Genomic DNA, 8,616 nt, shown 5'->3' with positions numbered 1-8,616 from the left:
CAAAGACTCTACCATTTGAATCTTACGAAGCTTGAAGGTCATTGCCATATTCACTAGTAATGCAAAGAACATTGTTAAAGCAACCGAATAAAGCAAGCCCATTACACCTACATCTCGTCCAAACATAACATAGTCCATTTCAACCATTAAGATAATAAAACGATGCAATATAACACCTAGTAGTAAACCAACGAGTGAACCTATAAATGTGAGTATGAAATTTTCTTTATATATATACGCATTAACTTCCTTACGATTAAATCCTAATACTTTAAGCGTCGCAATTTCACGTTGTCTTTCACTTATATTGACATTTGTAAGATTACTTAATACAACAAACGCAAGCAATCCAGCACTAACAATTAAAACTACCACGACAATGTCTAAACCATTAATCATTTGGTTGAAATTATCAATAATACCTCCATAGAAATTTAACGAATCAACACCATCAATTTTACTAATATTTTGTTGTAATTCAGGTGTATCTTCAATCATTTTAATTTGAATAGAATTAATAACTGGTTTGATGGTAAATGCATTCTCATAGGCTGCTTTTGTCATAAATACTGCATGATTTACATACCATTCGCATAAATCCGTTACAGTAAAATTCTTCATGATGCCGTTTTCACTTTCAATTTGAATTGTATCACCAACACCAATATTTAGTAATTCAGCTAGTTTTTCATTAATAATCACACCTGAATCATCTAATATCACTTCATTCTTATTCTTGCGGTGTTGAATATTATTCATTTCTGACATTTCAGCATTATCTTGATAAATTGAAACAATAGCTGTTTGTTCAACACCATTAGCAATTACTTTAGATGTATATTCAGTTAATGCTAAACTTGCTTCGATGTTACTCATTTCTTTGATTTGATTATCAATTTTGGCAATCTGTGATTGTGTTAAATCATCGCTCAATGTAACTGAGCCATCATATAAATAAATCCCTTTAAATTGTCGATCAACAATTGTTGAGATTGATCCTTTAATACCAAATCCCGCAACCAGTAAAGCCGTACATCCAGCAATACCTAATACTGTCATGAAGAAACGTTTCTTATAACGAATAATATTTCTCGCTGTAACCTTTGAAGTAAATGAGAATCGTTTCCATATAAATGGTATTCTTTCCAATAAAATTTTCTTACCCATTGCTGGTGCTTTTGGACGCAATAATTGACTAGGAACTTCATTCATTGCTTGACGACATGCAAGCCAAGTTGTAAGAGCCATTACTACAATGAACAATGTATTAGAAAGTAAAATTAAATCCCATGGAATGATCATTTTAATTGGTGGTAAAACATACATCATTCCCCATGCACTATAAACAACTGAAGGGAAGATTAATAGGCCAATCACAGTTCCTACAATGCCACCTAATAATGTTGCGACAATTGCATAAATTAAGTATTTAGAAGCACAAGCTAATTTATTATAACCAAGAGCTCGTAAGACTCCAATTTGTCCACGTTGTTCATCTACCATCCGTGTCATGGTTGTCAAACAAACTAATGCAGCAACCAAGAAAAAGAACACTGGGAAGATTGAAGCAATCGCTTCCATTTGAGTAATGGTATCACTATAAGTTTTACTTGAGTAATTCTTTTCACGATTTAGAATTGTCCATTCTGCTTCGCCAATGGCATCAATATCTTCTTTAGCTTTAACTAAATCACGATTAGCATCATCTAATTCTTTTTGACCCTTTTCTTTTTCATCTTCGAAAGTCACAAGATTTTCAGCCAATTCTTTTTTCCCATTAGCTAGTTCAACTTTAGCGTCTGCTATTTTTGTAAGTGCATCTGCTTTAGTTGTTTCAAGTTCAACTTGTCCATTATAAACTTGCGTAAATCCTGAATCTAATTGTGTTTTTGCTGCAGCTAGTTTTGATTCACCTTCAGTAATTCCTGCTGTTATTTGACTGATTCCCGATTGTAACTGATCAATAGTCGGACCTAAAGTGCTTTCATCTAATGAATACTTAGCCAATTCAGTTAAAATAATGTTTTTATTAGCTTCAGCTTGTGCAATTCCTTGTTCAACTAAGAGTATTTGATTCGCAGTTTCTGTATATGCTGGATCACTTGGATTAAGTGATGCTAAAAATGCATTAAGTACAGTTTTATTATGATTAAGTGAAGATAATGCCGCATTAACTTGATCTAATCCAGTTTTTGCTGTAAGAAGTGGACTCAATTTATTTTCCAAATCAGTTCTTTGAGAAATAAGTCCAGGCTTTGTTACAGTATCAAAATTATTTTTTTCTGTTCGCCATTGTACTAGACCAGCTTCAAGATCTGCCTGTGCTTTATCTAATTCTGCTTTGGCATTTGTCGTTTCAGTTTCTAGTTTTATCTCATTATCGATGATTTCTTGTTCACCATCTTTAATTTTCTTTCTTGCATCGGCAATTTCTTTTTCAGCTTTAGCAATTTCATCTTCGAATTCTTTCTTACCATCCTCATATTCTTTGAGTCCGTCATTATATTTTTCCGTTGCTTCCGCAACAATCTTATCTCTACGAACTTGTTGTTGTGTTTTTGAAAGAGTTTCTAAATTTGCTTCTATTGGTGCAACATAATCAAAATATTTATTTGAAAAACTATTATAATCTTTTGCGCCTTTTACGGTAATTAAAACTGAAGTATAAAAATCATTATTAAAAGTCGATTCTGGCACAAAGAAATATGTTTGGATTGCGCGGTTGCTTAAAGTACTATTACCTTTTTCTTCATTCAAGTATTCTGGTGTTCTTACTAATCCAACAATCTTTAATTTTGTTACATCCGTAAAATCACTTAAGTCATTTTCCGGACGACTAATTTCAATTGTTGTACCAATTTCTAATCCTTGAAAGAGTCTGCCACCACTTTCAGCTAAACATTCATTCGCATTCTCTGGCATTCTGCCATCCACAAGCACAAAATTATTTACTTCTTGATTTGGTTTATACGATTCAATTCGTACGACAGTATCACGATTATCCACATGTCCAATTACATCAACAAATTTATTTCCTGCTACCGTTTGTACTCCTTCTACGTTTTGAATCGCCCGAATATCGTCTTCATCAAATCCAAACGTTGCATAAAGTTGGAAATCCATCAAGTCATATTCATCATTGTATTTATCAACACTATAACTCATAATTGGTGCACTTGCGCATACCCCTACGAAAAATGCAACCCCTATCGCAACAATTGAGAAAAGTGTTAAGAATTTAGCCGCTGTTTTGCGGATTGTACGTAACGTATCAACAATTAATTCTTTTGACATATTACCATTCTATATCATCAATCGATACAGGATTCTCGTTTATTTCAATTGATGAAATTCTTCCATTCTTTACTTTAATTATTTTATCCCCCATTGGACATATCGCAAGATTATGAGTGATGATAACTACTGTCATATCTTGTTCACGACTTGTATCTTGTAATAATTTTAATATTTGTTTTCCTGTGTTATAGTCAAGTGCACCAGTTGGTTCATCGCATAACAAAAGTTTTGGATTTTTTGCCAAAGCACGAGCAATAGCAACACGTTGTTGTTCTCCTCCTGATAATTGCGAAGGAAAATTATTTTTGCGCTCTTCCAATCCAACTTGTTTAATTGTTAAATCAACATCTAATGGATTTTTGCAAATCTGCGTAGCTAGTTCAACATTCTCTTTTGCAGTAAGATTTTGAACTAAGTTATAAAACTGAAAAACAAATCCAATGTCATATCGACGATAATTTGTTAATTCTTTTTCACCCATTTCATCAATACGACTACCATCTACTACTATTTCTCCCGAGGAGCAAGTATCCATTCCACCTAAGATATTTAGAATTGTACTTTTACCTGCACCTGAAGCTCCTGCTACGATGACAACTTCACCTTTATTAATAGTGAAATCTACACCTGCCAGTGCTTCAATATCCACTTCTCCCACATGATATATTTTCTTTACATTTTTAAATTCGATATAACTCATATTTACCTCATTTCCTTAAAACAATTTGTAAGTATTTCAAAATTACTTTATCCAAATTTTTTGAAGCCTCTGGCGATTGCAATGCAATCTTGAACCCTTCTTGCATACCTTTAATAATTGAAATAGCTACTAGAGAACTTAAAAACTCCAATTCTCTAGAATTTAAATCTGGCTCATTAATTTTCAAAATGTTAAAAAGAATTGATTTAAACCAATCCGTTAAATGTGATAATTCATACTCATTCGACAACAATAACATCGCACTTGTATGTCTATAAAAGATATCAACTAATCCTTTTGAACATACTTCCAAATTCTCGTAAATCTTATTAAAATCAATTTCTGAAGATGTTTGCAATAAAGATAATTGTTGATCACTAATTAACTGTAATAAATCATTAATTTCATTCAAAGCAGGTTCGATAATTGCATGTATTAGCGATTCTTTATCAGCATAATAGCGATATAGATTTCCTACGGTAACATCTGCTCCTTCAGCAATCTTTCGCATTTGCAATCCATCGATTCCATGTTGAATAATTTCAACACTTGCAGCTTGAAGTATCTTATTTCTAACTTCATCTTTTAATACTTGAGCCATAAATGAACCTCCGTTCACTATTCAATAATAAACAGAAGTTCATTATTTGTCAATACTTATTTATATAGAAAAAACTAGAAAGATATTCCTTCCAGTTTCAGCTTTTTATATTTACTTTTCTGCAGTATTCATTAAGTGGTAATCTTTCATTTTACACTGTTTCAACATAATAAAAAGGCAGTCTATAAATAAACCACCCCTACAATTTATACCGTATGTTTTGCAAAACACTCTGGGCAAACGCCATAGAACAATGTCTCGTGTTTTAAAATTTTGAATTCTGAATCAACCTTATCTAAATTTTCATCATAAGGAATATCAGTGTCAAATAAACGATGACATTCATTGCATTTAAAATGATAATGATTATGATTTCGATAATCGAAACAATCAGCACCATCCATGGTAGGTACAAATCCTATCTCTCCCATTTCTGCAAGTTTCTTTAGATTTCTAAATACTGTTGCACGACTTATGCATGGCATTTTTTCTTTTACCAATACATAGATTTGATCAGCTGTTAAGTGATCACTTTGAAGCATAATCTCTTTTCTAATAATGTCTTTTTGGCTTGTGTTTCTGGTCTCTTTCATTTTATTCACTCCATATTTTCCGTCTCCACAATAAAAGTATCAAAGGATATTCTATTGCTAAAGATATTATAATAATATCTATTAGACCCTTTCTAGGCAAGTAAATTGATTACAAAAGCCTATAAAATTGATTAGCATTAAAACCATTTCAAATAAATAAAAAAAGATAACTTCTTGTAAAAGTTATCTCTATTGATATATGAAACTATTTTCTTAATCCTAGACGTTGTACTAATACACGGTAACGGTTTACATCAGTATCGCGTAAGTAACCTAAGAAATTTTTTCTGCGTCCAACCATTTTCATTAAACCACGAGTTGAATGATAGTCTTTTTTGTGTTCTTTCAAGTGTTCAGTTAAACGGTTAATTTGAGCTGTTAAAACTGCAACTTGAACTTCCACAGAACCTGTATCCCCTTCAAAACGAGCATAATCTTTCATGATTTGAGTCTTTTCTGCTTTAGATAACATTGTGTTTCCTCCTATTTTCTATTGTCCTAATGAACCGAGATTATCGACGAGGAGTCAAATACCCCAGTACAAAAGCTAGTAAAATATACCATGATTCATTACAAAATGCAATCTTTTAATCCATTTTTATAAAACTTTGATTAGAAATTTCATAAACCGTATCACAAACTTCATCAATAAATTTGCGATCATGTGAAATACTAATAATACATCCACCAAAATCACCAAATATTTTCCGTATTACCGGATTTGATAAAGGGCTTAAGTTTCGTGTTGGTTCATCCAATAGTAATACATTAAATTGATTAATTACTAAATGAATTAACATAACTTTACATCGTTGACCATAACTCAATTGTTTAATCTTATGTTCCATCTCGTCACTTGTGAATTTTAGTGAACCTAAGTAGGATTGAATTTTTGACTTCATCTCGTATTCTTGATTTTTCAATAAAAATTCGACTGGTGAGATATCTGTTGGAAGTAAATCTCCATAGTTTTGTGGCAAATATCCAACTGTTATATCTTTTCTATTTTGTAATAATTGTACTATGTGTTTTAACAATGTTGTTTTTCCAGTACCATTTTGTCCAATTAAAACAATATGTTCATTGCCCTTTACCAGTAACCTAATATCTTTGCATAACGTTCTATCATCAACCTGAAGTTTAGGTAATTCTAAATCAAGAATAATCTTATTTCTATTTACCGTACATTCATCAAAGAAGATTTCTATCGCTTCTTCTGGTTCGATTTTATGCGTAAGTTCTTTGTCTTCTAATCGTTTACCCAAGGCTTTTACACTTCGCATTTTCTTTTTTAATAACTGCCCACCATGTGGATTTTGTCTAGATACGCTGTTTAATTCGTGGTCGACCCGTTGATAGATTTGACGATAACGTTCTAATTGCTTTTCATACTCTGCCTTTTCCTTGGAGGCAATTCGATTTGTTCTTTGAATGTTATAATTTCTTCTTTCACAATACTCTATATATCCACAATGTTCAAAATTCCAAACAGGAGAAGTTTTCCTTTTCAACTGTTCTAAATGTAATATTCCATTGGCTGTATTTTCCAATAAAACTTCATCATGGGTAATAAATAAAACCGGTCTATCAATCTCTTTGATGAATTCCTCTAGCCAAATAAGTGTTTTTAAATCCAAATCGTTGGTTGGCTCGTCTAGTAATAGTATATCTGGTTGTTCATATAAAATCTTAGCGAGTTGTATTTTTACTTTCTCACCCCCGCTAAACGATTCCATTAATCGATTTTCAAATAATAGTGAACTGTCAAAATCCACTTTACTTAAACATTCAACTACTTTTGATATATCATTGTAATAACTTGGATCCAATCCTTCACTTGGTTTTTTCTTAACAATAAATTCAAACAATTCTGTATCATTCCAACTAAAATCTAAAGTTTGTGATAAATAACCACATTGATAACCATTTTTGTTTATATCGCCTTGTATACTAACATAATCTTGTATTAGATTGGGATTTATAATCGCTTTTAAAAGGGTACTTTTTCCATTACCCTCTTCACCTATAATTGCAATTTTATCATTTTTATTTAACACAAAGCTTAAATTATTAATTAACGTTCTTCCTTTGTGTGTTTGTATTGTAATATTTCTAATTTCAAGCATAGCACCACCTCCTAAAAGGCGTAACAAAAATAAGTTTAGATTCAATTTAGTTTTCTTATTTTTGTAAATTGCGCATGCTCTCACCCCAAAACATTATAATATCATTTTTATTTTATTTCAAGGTCACAGAATGTTATATAATAAATACGAGGTGAAACAAATGAAAAAGATTGGGTTTATTGGAACAGGTGTTATGGGTGCTTCGATGGTAAGAAATTTACTCAAGCACGGATTTGAAGTCAACGTATATAATCGTACTTTAGAGAAAGCAAAAGTATTAGAAAACGATGGAGCTATATGTTGTACAACAATTGAAGATTGCGTTCGCAATGTTGATGCAGTGATTACAATCGTTGGATTACCTGCTGATGTTAAAGAAGTATATGAAAAAATATTTACCAATGCTAAATCGGAAACAATTGCAATTGATATGACAACATCTAGTCCTACACTAGCTCAAGAATTAGCTAAGCAAGGAAAAGAGAATCACATTCATGTACTTGATGCCCCTGTTTCTGGTGGCGATGTTGGCGCAAAGAATGGAACATTATCAATCATGGTTGGTGGTAATAGTGAAATCTTTGAACGTTGTATGCCTTTATTTGAAGCTATGGGTAAGAATATTATTTATTGTGGAAATTCTGGTATGGGTCAACATACCAAAATGGCGAATCAAATCGCAATAGCTGGAGCAGTAACAGGTGTCGCGGAAGCTATCATCTACGCTGAAAAAATGGGACTTGACCAAAACACTATGCTTAATGCAATTAGTGCTGGTGCTGCTGGAAGTTGGCAAATGACTAACAATGGTCCAAAAATGATTAATCATGATACTACCCCAGGATTCTTCATTAAACATTTTGTAAAGGATATGAACATCGCTCTTGATTGTGCAACTAAAAACAATCTTGAATTGCCTGTCCTTAAGTTAGTTCAATCTATGTATCAAGATATGATTGACCATGGCGAAGAAGACTTGGGAACTCAAGCTATCTACGAATACTATCTTCATAAATAAAAAAATTGTCTCGCATAATGAGACAATTTTTTATTTCATGAATTCCTCTATAACAGAATTACAAATTTCATACCCTTTATCTGTACACATGAGAAAATTATCTTTCTCAATTAACCATCCTTTATTAATCGCAGAAGTTTTTTCATTGACATAAACATCATCAAATTTTTGATTAAATCTTTCCTCAAATTGTTTCAAATCTAAGCCCCAGCGTAACCGTAATCCCATCATAATCATTTCAAACATTTCATCCTCTTGAGTAAGTGGAATTATTTCTTGAA

Annotated in this window: 7 protein-coding genes and 1 pseudogene; 1 reads left to right on the top strand and 7 read right to left on the bottom strand. The window is 32.1% G+C overall.

The genetic code is table 11. The features are described from left to right. From RSB60_RS09740 to RSB60_RS09715, 6 genes are all read right to left on the bottom strand, one after another. The coding region (locus RSB60_RS09740) for an FtsX-like permease family protein (RefSeq protein ID WP_332616032.1) at nucleotides 1-3,294 on the bottom strand (3,294 nt) is incomplete at its 3' end. A 1-nt stretch (nucleotide 3,295) separates the two neighbouring features. Then, complete coding sequence (locus tag RSB60_RS09735) at nucleotides 3,296-3,997, bottom strand: ABC transporter ATP-binding protein (RefSeq protein ID WP_323380609.1); 702 nt, start codon at nucleotides 3,995-3,997, stop codon at nucleotides 3,296-3,298. Nucleotides 3,998-4,004: 7 nt separating this feature from the next. Then, nucleotides 4,005-4,598, bottom strand: a complete 594-nt coding sequence (locus tag RSB60_RS09730; RefSeq protein WP_323380610.1) for a TetR/AcrR family transcriptional regulator — start codon at nucleotides 4,596-4,598, stop codon at nucleotides 4,005-4,007. A gap of 206 nt (nucleotides 4,599-4,804) precedes the next feature. After that, a complete protein-coding gene (locus RSB60_RS09725; RefSeq protein ID WP_332616029.1) occupies nucleotides 4,805-5,191 on the bottom strand; it encodes a Fur family transcriptional regulator in 387 nt (128 codons plus the stop codon). 205 nt (nucleotides 5,192-5,396) lie between these two features. Then, entirely contained in the window at nucleotides 5,397-5,663 is a 267-nt protein-coding gene (gene rpsO, locus RSB60_RS09720; RefSeq protein ID WP_323380614.1) for a 30S ribosomal protein S15, read from the bottom strand. 115 nt (nucleotides 5,664-5,778) lie between these two features. Continuing rightward, nucleotides 5,779-7,317 (bottom strand): ATP-binding cassette domain-containing protein, encoded by a 1,539-nt coding sequence (locus tag RSB60_RS09715; protein WP_332616027.1) that lies wholly within the window; start codon nucleotides 7,315-7,317, stop codon nucleotides 5,779-5,781. A gap of 160 nt (nucleotides 7,318-7,477) precedes the next feature. On the opposite strand from RSB60_RS09715, the gene RSB60_RS09710 reads away from it, so the two are divergent. Next, nucleotides 7,478-8,335 carry an NAD(P)-dependent oxidoreductase gene (locus RSB60_RS09710; RefSeq protein ID WP_323380616.1) on the top strand — a complete coding sequence of 286 codons (858 nt, stop codon included), beginning with the start codon at nucleotides 7,478-7,480 and terminating at the stop codon, nucleotides 8,333-8,335. 30 nt (nucleotides 8,336-8,365) lie between these two features. Here RSB60_RS09710 and RSB60_RS09705 read toward each other — a convergent pair. Next, nucleotides 8,366-8,616: pseudogene (locus RSB60_RS09705) on the bottom strand (radical SAM family heme chaperone HemW); the annotation flags it as partial.

Origin of the sequence: Anaerorhabdus sp., from assembly GCF_036657415.1 — a bacterium.
Taxonomy (GTDB): Bacteria; Bacillota_I; Bacilli_A; order Erysipelotrichales; family Erysipelotrichaceae; genus Anaerorhabdus.
The sequence above is the reverse complement of the archived record's forward strand: the minus strand, read 5'-3'. Positions and strand labels throughout refer to the sequence as shown.